The sequence below is a fragment of the Sphingosinicella microcystinivorans genome (genome assembly GCF_003634215.1).
Classification (GTDB): Bacteria; Pseudomonadota; Alphaproteobacteria; order Sphingomonadales; family Sphingomonadaceae; genus Sphingosinicella; species Sphingosinicella microcystinivorans.
The window spans coordinates 467,239-483,381 of sequence record NZ_RBWX01000009.1 but is presented as its reverse complement, the minus strand read 5'-3'; the positions used below and the strand labels follow the sequence as shown (position 1 = coordinate 483,381).

Here is a 16,143-nt window from a genome sequence, read left to right as displayed (position 1 = left end):
CTGCGTCGTGTGGAGCGCGAGGTCCTCCCCCTCGCAAGGTCAGTAACAGCTTTTAATGAAACGATTTTCCCTTTCTTTTCAATCCCAACATACGGAGTAGTCTCATGAAACTCGACTTTATCGACCTTGGCAAGCTGTCGATCAGCAAGACCAATATGCGCTACAGCAGACAAGCACCGGACGTGTCGGACATATTGCCGACCGTTCGCGCACGCGGCATTCTCGTGCCGCTCATCGTCAGGCCCAATTGCGGCCCCGATGCCTTCGAGATCGTCGCGGGCGCCCGCCGCTTCACAGCGGCGAAAATCGTCGCGGCGGAAGCGGGCGCGAGCGGCATGGAGAGGGGGCAGCTTCCCTGCGCGATCCTCGAGGACGGCGACGATGCCGCCGCGCTCGAGGCCTCGCTCATCGAGAACGTCGCGCGTCGCGACCCTGACGAGGTGACGCAGTGGGAAACCTACACGCGGCTGGTGAAAGAGGGCCGCAGCATCGACGAGATTGCGATGACCTTCGGTCTTCCCGAACGCGGCGTGAAACGCATCCTCGCGCTCGGCAATCTCTGCCCGCGCATCCGCGATCTCTATCGAAAGGAGGCGATCGATACCGCGACCGTGCGGCATCTCACCATGGCGTCGAAGGCGCAGCAGCGCGCGTGGCTTGCGCTTCTCGACGGTGACACATGGTGCCCGACCGGGCACCAGCTCAAGGCATGGCTCTTCGGCGGCGGGGCGATCAAGGCGGAGCATGCGCTGTTCGATGTCGAATCCTCCGGCCTCGCGCTCATCACCGACCTCTTCGGCGAAGAGCGCTATTTCGCGGAGAGCGACGCGTTCTGGACGCATCAGGACGCCGCGATTCTGGACCGGAAAACGCGCTATCTTGATGCGGGATGGAGCGATGTGGTCATCCTGCCGCGCGGCGATCATTTCGCAGCGTGGGACCACAGAAAGGCCGCGAAGCACAAGGGCGGGCGCGTCTACGTCGAGGTCCGCCGCAGCGGCGAGGTGTGTTTTCACGAAGGGTTCGTGACCGCGAAGGAAGCGCAGCGCCTTGAGCGCGGCGAGACGGTCGATGGCCCGGTGAAGACGCCGCGTCCCGAGGTGCCCGGCACGCTCCAGACCTATATCGACCTTCACCGCCATGCCGCCGTGCGCGCCGCGCTCACGGCGCACGCAGGCACGGCGCTGCGCCTCATGACGGCACATGCCATTGCCGGATCGCCTCTCTGGCGCGTCGCGCCCGAGCCGCAGACATGCCGGAGCGACACCGTCCGCGAAAGCGTCGAAGTGTCGAAGGGCGAGGCGGCGTTCGATGCGAAGCGCCGCGCGGTTCTCGCGCTGCTCGGCGTCTCGCCCGAGGAACCGACGCTCGTCGGCGGCACCGGCGAGCGCGGACTCGTCGGCGTGTTCCTGCGTCTGCTTGACCTTCCCGACGTCGCGCTCATGGAGGTGATCGCGGTCGTCATGGGCGAGACGCTTGCCGCCGGAAGCGCCGCCGTCGAGGCGGTCGGCGTCGAGATCGGCATTGATATGGCGCGTTACTGGCAGGCCGACGATGCCTTCTTCGAGACCTTGCGCGACAAGACGGTCCTCGGCCGGCTCGTCGCCGAGATCGCAGGCGAGGGGGTCGCCGCCGCCAATGCGGCGGAACCCGGAAAGGTCCTGAAAGCGATTATTCGCGATCATCTTCAGGGCACGAACGGACGCGCCGAGGTCTCCGGATGGGTGCCCCGATGGATGCGGTTCCCGCCCGCCGCCTACACGGCGCGCGGCGGCGTCGGCAGCGTCGAGAAGGCCGCGCTTGTCGCCGCCGCGCGCACCGACACCGATATGCCGCCCGAGGACGGCGGCGCGGCGCTCATGCCGTGCGCAGAGGATAGGGGCGGGGACCCCGTGCGTCTCGCGGCCTGAAATTCCGGGCAGGGACGGCGCGGCCGCCGTCCCTGCTTCTTTGTGATTCCCGCGCTCAGCCCGCGCCGTGCACGGTAACCGCCGTCTCGGTATTGCACAGCGTGCACGTGCCGCGCCGCCGTTCGAATCCGCCGCGTCCGGCAAGCCCCCGCAGCGCGGCATCCGTCCTTTGGCCCGCCTTGAGCGCGAGCGCAGCGTCACGCACCCATCGCAGATCGCCGCGCCGCCGAGCCGCGTGACGAGGGCTTCAATGCGCGCCGTAATCGAGTCGCTGTTCATGGCCGGAGGGATATAGGTACGCGTGCGCCCGCCCGGAAGCGGGGATCATGGAAGGCTGGACGGCTACGCTGCCGCACAGCCGCTTGCCGTACCGCTGGTCTTCCAGTCGCGCGCCGCACACCGGGCGTGGCTCGAGGCCCTGGACGGCCGCGTGCGGCCGCAAAACCATCGCGCGCAGACTGATTTCCCCGCGCCGCCTTCGCGCGGCGCTCCTCGCGGCCGCTTCGCTTCAAATCAGCCCGCCGCTTCCGGTCCTCCGCTCGGTCGCTCCGGCCCTACGGGTTCGCGCCGCATGTCCTGCGGCCGTCCTTGAGGCACGCCATCGCCCGGCATGGTGCCCGGCGATCAGACAGGAGAACTTCAAATGCCCGCAATCGGATATGTGCAGCGTCAAGCCGACGGCAGCTTCAAGGGATCGATCCGCACGCTCTCGGTGAACGCCGACGTCACGATCCTCCCCAACCGCGGCAAGTCCGGCGACCAGCCCGACTACCGCGTCGTCTCGAACGGCGTCGAGCTCGGCGGCGGCTGGGTCCGCACCGGCGAGGTGAGCGGCCGTGAATACGTCCGGCTCGCGATGTCGGCCCCCGAACTCGGCGCGCGCACGCTCTACGCGAACCTCGGCCGCGCCGCTGGGCAGGATGACGACGATACGTTCGCGATCATCTGGAACCCCGGCGACTGAGCCGGAAATCGCCCCGCGCCGGGTCACCGGCGCGGGGCTTCTTCATTGCCGAAGACCCGGGCGGCGCGGCGGGAGAGGGGCGTCTTCCACGACACGGGCCATCGTCCGGCGGCGCACGGCGCCGCGTCAAGGACGGCAGGGAACCCACCATTTTGCGTACCGCAAAATCGTTGCCCCTGCCGCCGCTTGCAGCGGCCGCTTCGCGGTCCCTGACCCGGCCCCGCGCGCCGCCGGTCTGGACCGCCTGTCCTGCAAAAAAAGAGGAGGCGATGATGACGATCGAGGCGCATATCGAGGAACTGCGCGCCGAGCTCAAATGGTGCGATGACCCGGCGGAAATCGCGCTGATAACGCGCGAACTTCGCGCCGCATTGGCGGAGAAAACGCGGTTGATTTCGGAACTGGAAGCAGCGTTTCCCGCATCCGAATAAGCGCTGCACAGGGCCGGGAGCGATGCAATTCAGGCGTCGCTTCCGGCTCTGTTTTGGCGCCCTCTAGAACCAAAGATCGCGCACGCAGCGTCCATCCGGGGGCAGGTCGTCGAATGTATCGAGGCCGTCGAAGTGATCGATCATGAGATCAGCAACGGCCTCCGGCGGCGCCAGCCGGACGTTGACGGCGATCCGAAAACGCCCGTCGTCCTCGCGCCGAAGGCCGCGCCATGCGAGCACACCCGCACAGGTTGGGCAGAACAGGATTTCGAGCGCCGGATCGGCTTTTCCGGCGCGTCTATAGCTGCGTGTCGCGCCGGAAATGGTGATGCGGCCGTCCACATAATCATAGGCCCAGAGCGCGCCGTAACGGCGGCAGAGCGTGCAGTTGCAGGCGGTGATCGATCCCGGATCACCGGTCATCGTCCATTCCGTGCTGCCACAGTGGCAGGTGCCCCTCAGCATTTTTCGTCCTTCCCCACGCCGGCGTGCCCACTCGTGCTGATGGATTTTAGCCCGGGGAAGGGGGGCTGTAGAGGGGGATCGGAGGCTGGATGGGCGAAATCGGTGTAGGGCAAGATAGAAGCAATATCTCGCGATATTTCACGTGATTGTCTGCACATCGTTTTTTGGAGAATTTCGCGAGACACGCAAATTTTGCGCGAGACAGGCCTTCCGCGAATGCGAGGATTTGCGCGGGTTTCAGCGCCCAATCGCGAGACGCCTTGCCAATATCCGCGGGAATGCCATTCTTTTGGCGGGGAGCGTCATTCCGGTGCGGAAGGACGTAAGACATGCACGATGACGAGTTTACTCCGCGCCTGGGTCGGATGCGCGGTAAAGCCGGTGAACCACGCTATCTCTCGCAGGTGATGAAGGCCGCAGCGCGTGCGGGCAAACGCGGACCCGGCACGGGCAGGCGCGGCAGCTTCGACGGCAGTCGGATCGGCCGCGGCGCGAGCGTCGCGCGCGTACTCGGATTCCACGACCGCCTTGCCGGGTTTCGCGCGCGCCGGGTGATCGTCAAGACGCGGCTTGTGATGCTGGCTGGCAAAGGGATACGCGGCGCGCGGGCGCACCTCGGCTACATACAGCGTGACGGCGTGACCCGCGACGGCGCGCCCGGGGCGCTTTATTCAGAAGGCAGGGATATCGCCGACGGCAAGGCGTTTCTCGAACGCGCGGACGGCGACCGTCACCAGTTCCGCTTCATCGTGTCCGCCGAGGACGCCGATCAGTATCCCGATCTCAAGCCCTTCGTGCGCCGGCTGATGCACCAGATGGAACAAGACCTGGGCACCAAGCTCGACTGGGTCGCGGTCGATCATTTCAACACGGGCCATCCGCATACGCATGTGATCCTGCGCGGCAAGGACGATCGCGGCGGCGATCTCGTCATCGCGCGGGACTATATTTCGCACGGACTGCGGGCGCGCGCGGCCGATATCGTCAACCTCGATCTCGGGCCGCGCACCGATCTTGAAATTGAGGAACGGCTGCGCAGTGATACGGGCGCGGAGCGCTTGACCGCAATCGACCGGCGCCTCATCCGCGACATGGACGAAATGCGCATCGTGAGCGCCGCGGACAGTGACCCCTTTCAGCAGGCACTTCGCGTCGGCCGGTTGCAGAAGCTCGCGCGCATGGATATCGCCACACATCTTGGCGGCGATTGCTGGCGTCTCGACGCCGACCTTGCGACGACGCTCCGCCGAATCGGCGAACGCGGCGACATCATCCGCACGATGCAGCGCGATCTTTCCGCCCGAAATCTCGAACGCGCAGGCGCCGACTGCGCCATTTACGATCCCGCCGCCGTGGGCGCCCGGCCGATCGTCGGCCGCGTCCTCTCCCGCGGTCTCGCCGACGAGCACGAGGATCGTCACTATCTGCTCATCGACGGCATCGACGGGCGCGCGCATTACGCGCCGCTCGGGAAAGGTGAAGCGGCGGGGATGATCCCGCGCGATGCGATCGTCAGGATCACGCCGCGCGCGGGCGGTATTCGCGCCGCAGACCGCACCATCGCCGAGGTCGCCGCGGCGCATGGCGGACGTTACACGATCGACGCGCACCTGAAGCATGACCCGAGCGCCACCGAAGCGTTCGCCGAGGCGCATGTGCGCCGACTGGAGGCGATGCGGCGCGCCACGCGAAGCGTCGAGCGCGAACCCGACGGGGCCTGGATCATCACGCCCGATCACCTGGAAAAGGTGAAGCGGTTCGAAGCGCGACAATTGCGTGACCGCCCCGTCTCGGTCGAAACCTTGTCCGCCGTGCCCTTGGAGGCGCTTGCCGTTGCCGAGGCCGCCACCTGGCTCGACCGCGATCTCATCGCAGGCTCGCCGGTGCCCGTACGCGACGCGGGTTTCGGCCGCGAGGTCCACGCCGCGCGGGAGCTGCGCCGGCAATGGCTCCTCGCCGAGCAGCTTGCCGAGGAACAGGACGGCAGGACTATCTATCGCCGGAACCTGCTCGCGGCGTTGCAGCGGCGCGAACTACTACGCGTCGGGGCTCGGCTGTCGGAAGAGCTCAGGCTGCCGTACAAGGAAGCCAAAACGGGCGATGCGGTCCAGGGCAGGCTGGTCCGCGCGGTGGAGATGACAAGCGGCCGGCACGCACTCATCGAACGGGCGCGCGACTTCACGCTTGTGCCCTGGCGGGACATGCTCGAACGCCACGTCGGCAAGAGCGTAGGGGGTATCGTTCGGGAATCCGGTATCAGCTGGACGATCGGACGCCAGCGCAGCGGGCCGAGCATCTCGTAAAGCCCATCCGTCTCCATCATGCATTTCATGACGTCGGGCTTTTGTCGCGTGTCTAGGTGTCGAATCCAAACAGAGTTTCCGGGTAGCGCCGGGTACAAACGACACCGGATAAGGATGTATTGCGGGCTATTCTGCGGGCAATGGGTCTGTGCCTTCGCTGAGAATGCCGAGATAGGTCGGGTATCCGAAAACACGGCCGCGCTTACGGCCGGTCACTTCGGCGACGATGCCGAGGCGTTCCAGTTCGACGAGCACGGCATTGATGGTGGGGGTGGTGAGGCCTGTTTGTGCAACGAGGCCGGCAGCCGTGGCGAATGGATGCTGCTGAAGGCATTCGTGGACCCGAAGTGCCGATCCAGGTCTATCGCTTTCAGCTGCAATGCGGTCCCGGTCCTGCTTGAACAGATCGACGATCCGGGTTGCGGCATCGAATGCCTGATTGGCTGTTTCCGAAACACCGTCCAGAAAGAACTCCAGCCATGCTTCCCAGTCGCCGCGCTCACGGACGGCCTGCAGGAGCCGATAATATTCGGTCCGATGGGTTTTGAGGTAAAGGCTGAGGTAGAGGAGCGGTGACCTCAATACGTCCTGCGTACAGAGGTAAAGCGTCACGAGCAGACGGCCGATGCGGCCGTTTCCGTCCAAAAAAGGATGGATGGTCTCGAACTGAACATGGAGGAGACCCGCCTTGATCAGAGCAGGTAGGCGGGATTCGTCCTCGTGGAGGAACCGTTCGAATTCGTCGAGACACCGATCGAGTTCACTGATCGGCGGGGGCACGAAAAGAGCGTTTCCTGGCCGGGAACCTCCGATCCAGTTTTGCGATCGCCTGAACGTGCCTGGATTCTTGGTTCCCCCCCGCCCGCTCTGTAGCAATCGAGAATGCATTTCTCGAACGAGGCGAAGCGAGAGCGGAAGGCTGTCCAGCCGCTCAAGTCCGTACATCAGCGCGTCGACGTAGTTCGAGACTTCGCGAATGTCATCGACCGGCTCGCCGACTTGCGCTTCGCTCTCAAATCTAAGCAGGTCGGTGAGCGTGGATTGCGTGCCCTCGATCTGGGATGAAAGGACAGCTTCCTTTCGTACATACATGTAGAGGAACAGCTCCTGTCGGGGCAGGAGAGTCGTAATACCGTCGAGCCGGCCAATGGCACGTTCAGCAAGACTCAATCGTTCCAGTAGACGCAACAGGTCGATTGGCGGCGAAGGTGGAAGCGGCGGCGGCACAAAAGCGCGAACGGTCTCGCCGCCCGCGGGCGTTTCGATATAGCGTCCGAGCCGATCTTGCATGATGGTGGTGTCTACATCCGTTATCTTTTGGCTGCAAACGCTTATTTAAACAAAGCGGGGTTCGCTTTAATTGGCGATTTCTTAAATAAGACGCCTTAATTAGCGCTCAAAGGCGACCGTCCGATCGTAGTGATGACGATCGGGATCAGGCTGCTTGCCGTTCGTCTCAGTCTGTGCCTCAAGCGGTCTTGATAAGTCGCTTTCCGGCTTCGACGCCAAGTCTTTCGACCGCAGCATCAACGGCGCCGGGTTGCACGTCCTGGAAGCGGCCGAAAATGATATCTTCAAGTCCAAGCTGTGCCACCCTGCGCATCGCTTCGAGCTTGAGCGCATCATCGCTCTCCTAATCGAGGCGTCCACCAGAACTGAATTGATATAAATCAAATCCTGATTTCCGCATATAGCGCACATAGTCAAATTGCATACTAAATGTTGATTATGGAGAAGGTGATGCGTGTAGCAGACGTCACTGAGCATGTGTCAGGATTGATCGCGGCTTCCGAGGCATCGCCACAGAACTCCGCTCCGATCGTTCAGCTTGCAGGCCGACGGAACATCAATTGTTCGGACGCCGTCGATGAATACATCTCCGGCGCCGACTGGCGGATCAAGGCGAATGCCAATGTAGGCTATTCCCAGGCCGGCCTGATCAGCAATGTCGCGGGTAAGGTAATCGCCAACTTTTGGCTCGATACGATCTACGCGCCCGAGGAGGGATTGGCCCATCGGCAGGGGGATCTTCATATCCACGATCTCGACTGCCTGACCGGCTATTGCGCGGGCTGGTCGCTGCGTGGGCTGCTAAATGACGGTTTCAACGGCGTGGCCGGCCGGGTGTCCTCTCGCCCTCCGCGTCATTTCCGGGAAGCGCTGGGTCAGATGAGCAACTTTCTTGGCATTCTCCAATCCGAATGGGCAGGAGCACAGGCCTTTTCCAGTTTTGACACCTACCTTGCGCCCTATGTGTTTCTCGACTCTCTGGGTTTTCCGGAGATCAAGAAGGCCATTCGCCAGTTTGTCTACAATCTCAATGTGCCCGCGCGCTGGGGGCAATCCCCCTTCACCAATATCACGCTCGACATCACCGTACCCGAGGACCTGCGCATTCTTTACCCGACTTATCGCGACCGGCACCTGTTCGCAGGACTGAACGATGAGGCTCTGCTTGCGCGCGCACGGGCGCGCGACATGGGCATTCGCTGCCTCGAAGACATGAGATTTTCGCATTTCGCACCGGAAATGGAACAGATCAACATCGCTTATTATGAGGTGATGACCGAAGGGGATTCCACCGGTCAGCCCTTCACCTTCCCCATTCCTACAGTCAACATCACAGAGGATTTCAACTGGGAGAGCGGGGTAGCCACGGTCATTTTTGACAATGCGGCCAAGGTCGGTTCCTCCTATTTCCAGAATTTCATCGGTAGCCAGTATGTGCGGGATCCGGAGACTGGCGAACGCCGGCCCAATCCGGAAGCCTATGCCCCCGGCGCGGTGCGTTCGATGTGTTGTCGGCTGCAACTCGATCTGCGTGAATTGCTGAAGCGCGGCAACGGCCTGTTCGGCTCGGCGGAGATGACCGGCTCACTCGGCGTTGTCACCATCAACATGGCAGCTTTGGGCTATCGGTTCAAAGATGATCTGGCAGGTTTGATGACCGAGCTCGATCGACTGATGGATATCGCCAGTTCGACGCTCGAAAAGAAGCGGGCATTCGTGCAAAAAATGTATGATCGTGGCCTCTATCCCTATACCGCGCGCTACCTGCCGTTCCTGCGCAACCATTTCTCCACCATCGGGGTCAATGGCATGAACGAGATGGTGCGCAATTTCACGGGCGACGATCATGACCTGACCGAACGGCAGGGCATCGAACTGGCGCTCGGCATCCTGGATCATATGCGTGCCCGGCTGATCAGCTATCAGGAGAGTACCGGTAATCTCTATAATCTCGAGGCAACGCCGGCCGAAGGAACCACTTATCGCTTCGCCAAGGAGGACAGAAGGCGTTTTCCCGATATCCTGCAAGCGGGGAGCGGCGAGAATATCTATTACACGAACAGCTCGCAGATCCCGGTTGATCACACCGAAGATCCGTTCGAGGCGCTGGACTTGCAGAATGATCTGCAATGCAAATATACGGGCGGCACGGTGCTGCATCTCTACATGAGCGAGAGGCTGTCGAGTGCGGCTGCAGCGCGCAGCTTTTTGAAGACGGTGTTGACCAACTATCGCTTGCCCTATGTCACGCTGACTCCCGTGTTCTCAGTCTGTGATACGCATGGCTATCTGGCCGGTGAGCAACCAGAATGCCCGCAATGCGGCACGCGGACCAAGGTGTGGACGCGGGTAATGGGCTACTTCCGCCCGGTCGATAGCTTCAACAAGGGCAAGGTTGGCGAACATCGCCAGCGCCGCCATTTTACCGAAGATGCGGCGATGGTGGCCAACCTGTTCGCCCCCACGCACTAAAATGTCGGGGCGCGAGCCAGAGAGGGGGAGCGCCGCCAGACGAGTGGCGCGTACCCGCCCGTTTCACGCCATCACTCCTTTTACGATGCTGGATTTCCCAGACAGCATCGCCTGCATCCTGTGGGTAGCGGGGTGCAACATGCGCTGCGGCTATTGTCACAATCCGCAGATCGTGCTGGGCAAAGGAGTTTTGTCGGAAGCGGATGTTCTGAATTTTCTGCGCCGTCGCACAGGACTGCTGGATGGGGTCGTGCTTTCGGGTGGGGAGGCGACAGCGTGGCCTGGTCTCATCGCCTTCACGGCGCAAGTGAAAGCGATGGGCTTTGCCGTAAAGCTCGATACCAATGGATTGCGGCCCGATGTGGTCGCCCGGCTGCTCGCTGCCCGTCTCATCGATCGCATCGCGCTCGATTACAAGGCGCCACCGGGAAGGTTCCGGGCGGTGACCGGCACGTGCGCCTACCGGAAATTTTCCTTAACGCTCGACCTGTTGTGCGCACAACAGTCCGTGCCGTTCGAAGTGCGCACCACGGTGCATCACGCGCTTCTCGAAGATCAAGATGTGCTCGACATGGCGGGGGATCTGGCCGCCCGTGGTTACCGTGGCAATTACACCGTGCAGCAGGCGATTGCAGGCCCTGATCGGCCTACGCTCGGTAACCTGGCGCACGCCGGGCGGCCATTCGATATGGTGCGTCTTGCCACATCAAGTCCGATTGCGATGTCGTTTCGCTAATCCCTGGTATGGAATACAAGGAAGCAGTTCGATGCTGAATTCCGTTCTGATTTGCGGGGCCGGTCCCACCGGGCTAGCGCTGGCGAATGATCTTGCGATGGCAGGCATCGATGTTGTTCTGATAGAGAAAAGCGAGGAAAGATCGCTTGCCGAGCCCGTTTTCGACGGCCGCGAGATCGCCCTGACACACAAATCGACGGCAATCTTACGCCGCCTCGGTGCATGGGAGAGACTGGCCGCTGATGCCGTGCATCCGCTGACCCGGACCAAGGTCTACAATGGTCAGTCACCGCTCGCGCTGGCGTTCACGCCGGATGCGAACAAAGGTGACCAGCTTGGTTCGATGGTATCGAACTGCGACATCCGCCGGGCGCTTTTCGACTGCGCCGCCGCGCGCGCGAACATAAAATTGATGACCGGCGTCAGCGTTGGTCAAGTGATCACAACGCCAACGGAAGGCCGGATCACGCTTGGCAACGGGCAGTGCCTGTCGGGCCCGTTGGTGGTTGCCGCGGACTCCCGCTTTTCCGCTCTCCGCAGCCAGCTGGGAATTGCGGCGCGGATGTATCGTTTGGGCAAATCGATGCTGGTCGGACGCGTTGGACTAGACAGAGACCACTGCGGGATTGCCACCGAATGGTTCGACCATGGGCAGACGTTGGCATTATTACCGCTTGGTCCGCGCATTGCTTCCGCTGTCGTTACATTGCCCGATGGACAGGCGGCAGCATTGGCCGACATGGATCCTCGCGCGCTCGGCGCAGAGCTTACGCGGCGCTTTCGTCGGCGTTTTGGGACAATGGAAATGCTGACGCCGCTGCACCGCTATCCACTGACAATCAGCTATGCAGGGCGGTTCGCCGCCGCGCGTGCGACGCTGGTTGGTGATGCGGCGGTGGGGATGCATCCGGTTACGGCGCATGGGTTCAATCTTGGGCTATCGGGCACCGCACGCTTGGCGGGCCTCCTCCGTCAGGCGGGTGATTTGGGAGAGGCGTCTCTCTTGCGGCGCTATGAAATCGGACATCGTGTCGCGACCTGGCCGCTCTATGCTGCAACCAATGCCATTGTCGGGCTGTACACCGATGAGCGAACGACGGGCCGCATCGCGCGGCACATGGGCCTCGGAGCGGCGCGCGTTACTCCGGCACGGCGCATGATCTCCCGCCTCCTGATGCAGGCGGCTTGAATGAGAGTGCCTGCAGAAGCCCACGCATCCTAAAACGGCAGAGCGCTGACCATAGCGCCGCAGCCAAGCGCCGGCTGGCCCGCCGGACAGCGGATCAACCAGTCGGCGGCGGCGAGCGCGCCTTGTGCTCCGCTGTCCTGATTGCCGAGCGCAGTGAGCCCGGCGTCATCCCAATGCGCTCGGACAAAGGATTCGCGAGAGCCCGCCGCGCCAAGTGGAGCAGCAAGCGGCAGGGTGCGCCAGCGCAGCTCATCGTCGACCCTCCGCCCTTGCAATCGTGCCAGAAGCGGCAACAGAAACAGCCGCGCGGTGACCATGGCCGAGGTGGGATTGCCTGGCAGGCCGAGCACCCATTTTCCTTGTGCACGGCCCAGCCAGACGGGCTTTCCGGGCTTGATCGCGACTTTGGCAAACAGCAGTTCCAGCCCGTGCGCAGCGAACATCGGCCTCGCAAAATCACGCTCGCCGACCGAAGCGCCGCCGGTAACGATCACAAGGTCCGCCGCATCGAGTGCCGCCGCCGCCAATGCCTCGAGGGCCGGGAGCTGGTCCATGCCGGTTGCGCGGTAGACTGTGGCGGCACCTGCCTGTTGCACCATGGCTGCAACACCAAAGGTCACGCTTTCCGGGATGGCATCCTCGCGTTGATAGGACTGACCAGGCGCGGCGAGTTCATCCCCAGTACCGATGATCGCGACGCGTGGACGCGCAGCGACGAGAAGGTCCGCCACGTCCGCTGCGGCTGCCGCGACCATTGCCCGCGGGGTCAGCCGTGTCCCGGCATCAAGCAGCAAAGCACCAGCAGCAAAATCGCTGCCCGAGGCCCGCACATGCCAAGCAGGGCCATATCCGCGGTTGAAGCGCACCACATCGCCTTGTCGTGTCGCATACTCCTGCATGATGCAGCGGTCGGACCCTTCCGGCATGGGAGCGCCAGTGAAGATTCGCACCGCTTCGCCGGGTGCGATCCGTCCGCCAAACCCTGCCCCGGCGCAACTTTCCCCAATCACCCGCAGCGCTTCTCCGACCTGCGTCCCTGCATCGACCACTGCATAGCCATCCATCGCGGCGACCGCCCGGCGCGGAACATTGCTGCGGGCGTGTAGCGGTTCGGCAAGGACGCGCCCTTCAGCCTCCGCCAGCGGCACAGTTACTGTCCCCAGCGGACCGACTGCGCTTCCGATAAGAGCGATTGCCGCTTCGAATCCGATCACGTCGTCGCCCGCGTGCGATGGCCCGCTCATGCACATAAACCCCGCAGACGTGGAACCTGCCCGGCAATCGAGCAGGGGCGATAGCGGCTGTCGAATTCAAGGCCCAGCACCAGATCCCACGCATCGCGGCAGGCACCGGTCGATCCTGGCAGGCAGAAGACAAACGTATCTTCTGCCTGCCCGGCAAAGGCGCGCGATTGCAGGGTCGAGATGCCGATTGTGCCCATGCTTGCCTGGTGGAACACCACGCTGAACCCATCCATCATTCGCCGCAGCAGCGGTATCACGGCTTCTGGCGTTACGTCGCGCGGTGTAAATCCGGTGCCGCCCGTGCTGAGGATGATGTCCACACTGGGGTCGGCAATCCACGCGCGCATCTGTGTGCGGATCGGTTCGACATCGTCTGTGACAATTGCTCTTGCAGCGAGCAAATGCCCGGCTGCGGTCAACCGCTCGGCCAAAAGTGCGCCAGACGTATCGGTATCCGGATTGCGCGTATCAGACACGGTCAGCACTGCGATGTTTAGCGGGTGGAAGGTCAACCTCTCGTCAATTCCGGGCATGAGTTTTCTCACCCGATCGGAAGTGTCTCCCAGCCCGCTGTGATGGGTTCGAACTGACGGTCGCTATCATGCTAACCTCCGATCGAAGCGAGATGCGGGGTCGCACCGCTGTCGCCCATATGCAAACGGTGTGCGGGTGCCTTGGTAGCGGTTAGCTTCACGATCTGCGCGACCAGCGCATTCTCGTCATCCCCCTGCAGCAGCGGACGTAGGTCGATGCCGCCGTCGCCAAACAGGCAGAGGTGCAGTTTTCCTTCGGAGGATAGTCGCAGCCGATTGCAGCTCGCGCAGAAATCCGGCGAATACGGCGCAATGATGCCGATGCGCCCCTTGGCTGCCGGATGTGCATATTCGACCGCCGGCCCGGCGCCGGGGAGACGCGGCAGCCGCTGCCAGCCTGCTGCCTTGAGCTGATCGACCACGGCCGTCCCAGCAAGATGGCGCTTCCCGAAAAAGGCGACATTGTCGTTGGTCCGCATTACCTCGATGAAACGGAGCGACAGATCGTGCGCTGCCACGAAATCAATCATGGCCACCAGTTCGTCGTCATTGACACCGCGCATCAGAACGGCGTTGAGTTTGACACTGTCGAACCCGGCCGCCTGCGCCGCCGACACTCCGCGCAAGACCTCCGCCAGCCGATCGTGCCCGGTGATCGCCGCGAAACGCGCAGGATCGAGCGAGTCGACGCTGATATTGATCGTGCTGATCCCGGCGTCCCGCCACGCCCGCGCGTACTCCGCAAGGCGATAGCCGTTAGTTGTCATCGCCAGTTGACGAATTCCCGGCACCGCAGCGATAGCGCGCGCGATCTGTGTGAAATCGCTGCGTAGTGTCGGCTCACCACCGGTCAAGCGCACCTTCCACAAACCAAGCCGCGCAAAGGCTCGCACCGCACGGATCGTTTCAGCGATGGACAGGGGGTGTGATCTTCCGTGCACCTTGCGGTAGCCTTCGGGCAGGCAATAGGTGCAGCGGAAATTGCACACATCGGTCAGCGACAGACGCAGATATTCGAATTGGCGTCCGATGGCATCGGTCAGGCCCCGGTTCTCGTCCATTCCCACGAAGATCTGATCCGGATTGCGCGCGATGATCACTGGACCAGCGGCCCTTCGGCGATGGGCAGCGTCACGCCTTCGACAGGCGTTTCACTCGCCAGGATGGCGAGATATTGCGCTGTCGCGCGGCGCGCACTCGCTTCTTCCAGGTAGTCGCGGATGGTGGGTTCCACGACCTCGAACGGCAGAGGTTGTCCATCGATCCGGCGTCCCGCACGCACGACATGCACACCATAAGGAGAGCGTACAGGCTCAACGCAGAGCTCGCCTTCGGCAAGCGCAAACAGTGCAGCCTCAAACGCTGCGACTGTCTGGCCGCGCCCGATCTGTCCGAGGTTGCCGCCCTGCGCTTTTGACGGGCAGGCTGAATGTTCGCGAGCCAAATCCGCGAACCGCGATGGGTCGGCCTGGATCTTGCGGATCAGCGTCCGCACGTCACCGACCGCCAGACTGTAGGCGAGCCGGTCTGACGGGTTCGCCGCGATCAGGATGTGCTCTGCCTCGATCAGCGTTTCGCTGGCAAAGCGGGTACGGTGCCGCTCGTAGAAGCGTCGTGCCTCTTTGGTCGTGGCGCTGGGCACCTTGACTGCCGAAGTCAGCAGGGCGTCGATGCGGGCATCTTCCTCGATAAGCAGCCGTCCTTCGGTATCGCGACTTTCCTGCGCGATGATGCCTTGCCGGTCCGCCTCGGTCAGCAGCAACTGACGAATCACCAAGGCTTCGGCAGCGGCCTGCCAGGCGGTATCAGCGTCGGGGGCGGGATGATTCTGCACTTCGGCGGCAATCGCGCCGGCGGGAATCTCTACACCGCCGACCCGAACGACCGCACGCTCGACAAGCTCAACCATGGCTGAGCCTCCGCCGCGAACGGACGATCTGGTAGCCGCCCCGCCAGAGGTAACGCACCGGTGCCGACAGCATGTGGACCAGACGCGTGAACGGGAAGATCAGCAAAATGGTGAGGCCGAGGAACAGGTGTAGTTTGAAGATAATGTGGACGTCAGCGATATAGCTGGCGGCGTCACTGCGAAAGGTGAAAATACCCTGGGCCCAGTTCATGAACTTGACCATTTCATGCCCATCGAGATGCCCGGCCGACAACGGAATGGTTGCGAGTCCCAGCGCCAGCTGCACCCACAGGATCAGGATAATCATATTGTCGCTGAAATTGGAGGCCGCACGTACACGGGAATCGAAGAAACGGCGATGGATGAGCAGGGTGGCGCCGATGATTGCCATCACACCTGCAATGCCACCAGCGATGATGGCCAGAAGCTGTTTCGCGCCATGGCTGATGTCCAGCGCGTCGAACAGCGCAATCGGGGTCAACAAGCCGACAAGGTGGCCGAAAAAGACGAATAGAACCCCGATGTGGAAGAGTACCGACCCCCACATCAACTGCTTGCGCCGCAACAGTTGGCTGGAGCCGGAGCGCCAACTGTAGGGCTCGCGGTCGAAGCGGATGATCGACCCAATGGCGAGCACGCCGAGTGCGATATAGGGATAAATACCGAACAGAAGATGATGGACGAAAGCTTCCATGGC

At 62.7% G+C, this 16,143-nt stretch carries 16 protein-coding genes; 8 read left to right on the top strand and 8 right to left on the bottom strand.

Features of this window, described 5'->3' with window-relative positions; genetic code table 11:
• Positions 1–104 precede the first annotated feature (104 nt).
• Positions 105–1,910, top strand: coding sequence for a ParB/RepB/Spo0J family partition protein (locus DFR51_RS14680; protein WP_121052452.1), 1,806 nt, complete (start codon positions 105–107; stop codon positions 1,908–1,910).
• Positions 1,911–1,965: 55 nt separating this feature from the next.
• Here the strand turns inward: DFR51_RS14680 and DFR51_RS19055 are convergent, their stop codons facing one another.
• Positions 1,966–2,115, bottom strand: a complete 150-nt coding sequence (locus DFR51_RS19055) for a hypothetical protein (protein ID WP_160119302.1) — start codon at positions 2,113–2,115, stop codon at positions 1,966–1,968.
• A 438-nt stretch (positions 2,116–2,553) separates the two neighbouring features.
• On the opposite strand from DFR51_RS19055, the gene DFR51_RS14675 reads away from it, so the two are divergent.
• The gene (locus DFR51_RS14675; RefSeq protein WP_121052559.1) at positions 2,554–2,874 is read left to right on the top strand and encodes a DUF736 domain-containing protein; all 321 of its coding nucleotides are present in this window, start codon (positions 2,554–2,556) and stop codon (positions 2,872–2,874) included.
• A 269-nt stretch (positions 2,875–3,143) separates the two neighbouring features.
• Positions 3,144–3,305, top strand: coding sequence for a hypothetical protein (locus DFR51_RS19050; protein ID WP_160119301.1), 162 nt, complete (start codon positions 3,144–3,146; stop codon positions 3,303–3,305).
• Between the two features lie 63 nt (positions 3,306–3,368).
• On the opposite strand, the gene DFR51_RS14665 is transcribed toward DFR51_RS19050, so the two are convergent.
• Positions 3,369–3,770 carry a GFA family protein gene (locus DFR51_RS14665; RefSeq protein ID WP_121052448.1) on the bottom strand — a complete coding sequence of 134 codons (402 nt, stop codon included), beginning with the start codon at positions 3,768–3,770 and terminating at the stop codon, positions 3,369–3,371.
• 329 nt (positions 3,771–4,099) lie between these two features.
• On the opposite strand from DFR51_RS14665, the gene rlxS reads away from it, so the two are divergent.
• Positions 4,100–6,073: a relaxase/mobilization nuclease RlxS gene (gene rlxS / locus DFR51_RS14660; protein ID WP_121052446.1), complete on the top strand. Its 1,974-nt coding sequence runs from the start codon at positions 4,100–4,102 to the stop codon at positions 6,071–6,073.
• Between the two features lie 126 nt (positions 6,074–6,199).
• Here rlxS and DFR51_RS14655 read toward each other — a convergent pair whose 3' ends face one another.
• The gene (locus DFR51_RS14655; RefSeq protein WP_121052444.1) at positions 6,200–7,363 is read right to left on the bottom strand and encodes a Fic family protein; all 1,164 of its coding nucleotides are present in this window, start codon (positions 7,361–7,363) and stop codon (positions 6,200–6,202) included.
• 154 nt (positions 7,364–7,517) lie between these two features.
• On the opposite strand from DFR51_RS14655, the gene DFR51_RS14650 reads away from it, so the two are divergent.
• The 4 genes from DFR51_RS14650 to ubiM are packed head-to-tail and all read left to right on the top strand — an operon-like array spanning position 7,518 to position 11,760.
• On the top strand, positions 7,518–7,742 hold the full coding sequence (locus tag DFR51_RS14650) for a hypothetical protein (RefSeq protein ID WP_121052442.1): 225 nt from the start codon (positions 7,518–7,520) through the stop codon (positions 7,740–7,742).
• A 59-nt stretch (positions 7,743–7,801) separates the two neighbouring features.
• Positions 7,802–9,835 (top strand): ribonucleoside triphosphate reductase, encoded by a 2,034-nt coding sequence (locus tag DFR51_RS14645; protein WP_121052440.1) that lies wholly within the window; start codon positions 7,802–7,804, stop codon positions 9,833–9,835.
• A gap of 43 nt (positions 9,836–9,878) precedes the next feature.
• Positions 9,879–10,571, top strand: coding sequence for an anaerobic ribonucleoside-triphosphate reductase activating protein (locus DFR51_RS14640; protein ID WP_197723657.1), 693 nt, complete (start codon positions 9,879–9,881; stop codon positions 10,569–10,571).
• A gap of 31 nt (positions 10,572–10,602) precedes the next feature.
• A complete protein-coding gene (ubiM, locus tag DFR51_RS14635; protein ID WP_121052436.1) occupies positions 10,603–11,760 on the top strand; it encodes a 5-demethoxyubiquinol-8 5-hydroxylase UbiM in 1,158 nt (385 codons plus the stop codon).
• A gap of 29 nt (positions 11,761–11,789) precedes the next feature.
• Here ubiM and DFR51_RS14630 read toward each other — a convergent pair whose 3' ends face one another.
• From DFR51_RS14630 to narI, 5 genes are all read right to left on the bottom strand, one after another.
• Positions 11,790–13,004: a molybdopterin molybdotransferase MoeA gene (locus DFR51_RS14630; RefSeq protein ID WP_243445475.1), complete on the bottom strand. Its 1,215-nt coding sequence runs from the start codon at positions 13,002–13,004 to the stop codon at positions 11,790–11,792.
• Positions 13,001–13,537, bottom strand: a complete 537-nt coding sequence (moaB, locus tag DFR51_RS14625) for a molybdenum cofactor biosynthesis protein B (protein WP_121052434.1) — start codon at positions 13,535–13,537, stop codon at positions 13,001–13,003. The genes DFR51_RS14630 and moaB overlap by 4 nt, the downstream gene beginning before the upstream one ends.
• 71 nt (positions 13,538–13,608) lie before the next feature.
• Positions 13,609–14,637 carry a GTP 3',8-cyclase MoaA gene (gene moaA / locus DFR51_RS14620; protein ID WP_243445474.1) on the bottom strand — a complete coding sequence of 343 codons (1,029 nt, stop codon included), beginning with the start codon at positions 14,635–14,637 and terminating at the stop codon, positions 13,609–13,611.
• The gene (locus DFR51_RS14615) at positions 14,634–15,446 is read right to left on the bottom strand and encodes a peptidylprolyl isomerase (protein ID WP_121052432.1); all 813 of its coding nucleotides are present in this window, start codon (positions 15,444–15,446) and stop codon (positions 14,634–14,636) included. Before DFR51_RS14615 ends, moaA begins: the two co-directional genes overlap by 4 nt.
• The gene (gene narI / locus DFR51_RS14610; RefSeq protein WP_121052430.1) at positions 15,439–16,140 is read right to left on the bottom strand and encodes a respiratory nitrate reductase subunit gamma; all 702 of its coding nucleotides are present in this window, start codon (positions 16,138–16,140) and stop codon (positions 15,439–15,441) included. The genes DFR51_RS14615 and narI overlap by 8 nt, the downstream gene beginning before the upstream one ends.
• Positions 16,141–16,143 lie beyond the last annotated feature (3 nt).